Below are 1,161 nucleotides of genomic sequence, written 5' to 3'. Positions count from 1 at the left end.
CATCTAAATAGCTGTTCCAAATAGTAGATCAAAGGAAGGGAACTCAGTCCTGTTTGAGCGATCTGATCTATCGCCAAACAAACCCACCACTCGCCGAGGACTGAGAATGGCCATCTTACCACCACTTTGTCGCGCAGAGCGCAAACAACTACAGAAATTGATCCATAAAACCAAGGATAAACACTTCGCTCGACGTCTTATCGCTATGCTGATGCTGCATCAAGGGCTGTCGATTACTGACGTTCATCATGCTACTGGTGCAGCACGCTCCAGTATTGGTCGTTGGTTAGGCTGGTATACCGAAAGCGGCGTTGATGGGCTTAAATCTCTGCCGCTGGGACGGCCGGCAAGCTTGCCCATAGACCCCATATTGCTCTGTCTATCTTTGCTTATTCAGCTATGCCCACAGGACTTTGGTTACCAACGTAGCCGCTGGAGCAGTGAACTGCTTGCCATGGTGATTAATGCACAGCTTAAGCTCAACATCGCTGCATCCACCGTCCGCCGATTACTACCCAAAGCAGGAATGGTCTGGCGCCGCTCGGTTCCGACATTGCGTATCAAAGACCCACACAAAGAGGAGAAAATGGCCGCGATAAATCAGGCACTTGAGCAGTGTTGCGTCGAGCATCCGGTTTTCTATGAAGATGAAGTAGACATCGACTTGAACCCAAAAATCGGGGCAGATTGGATGCCAAAAGGACAGCAAAAACGCGTTGTCACCCCAGGCAAAAACCGTAAGCATTACATAGCTGGAGCCCTGCATGCCAGCACCGGAAAAGTGCTTTATGTAAGCAGCGATAGCAAAGCGTCAGAGCTGTTTATTGCCATGTTGGAGAAGCTTAAGCGTCATTACCGCAAAGCCAAAACCATCACGCTCATCCTGGACAATTACATTATTCATAAGAGCCGTAAGACCGTAGCTTGGCTCAAGCATAATCCCAAATTCAGATTACTATTTCAGCCGGTATACTCGCCGTGGGTCAACAAGATAGAACGCTTATGGCTCGCACTGCATGAAACGGTAACCCGCAATCACGCTTGCAGGAACATACGGGAACTGCTTGGCATGGTATGGCATTTTATGGGAACCGTTTCCCCATTTCCTGGCAGTGGGCATGGCACGGCGAAAATGTAGCTGTATTCGGATCAGCTATTTAG

At 49.1% G+C, this 1,161-nt stretch carries 1 protein-coding gene; it reads left to right on the top strand.

Annotated features, from left to right (window positions below):
• Positions 1-106 precede the first annotated feature (106 nt).
• A complete protein-coding gene (locus tag L976_RS00150) occupies positions 107-1,138 on the top strand; it encodes an IS630 family transposase (protein ID WP_047532823.1) in 1,032 nt (343 codons plus the stop codon).
• Positions 1,139-1,161: the final 23 nt, after the last annotated feature.

The organism is Shewanella sp. ZOR0012 (assembly GCF_000798835.1).
GTDB classification, from domain to species: Bacteria; Pseudomonadota; Gammaproteobacteria; order Enterobacterales; family Shewanellaceae; genus Shewanella; species Shewanella xiamenensis.
Note: the sequence above shows the minus strand (reverse complement) of the source record. Positions and strands in the feature narration are given on the sequence as shown.

Excerpts from the sequence above, each read along its gene's own strand:
- L976_RS00150 (WP_047532823.1), top strand. The coding sequence starts at position 107 with ATGGCCATCTTACCACCACTTTGTCGCGCAGAGCGCAAACAACTACAG.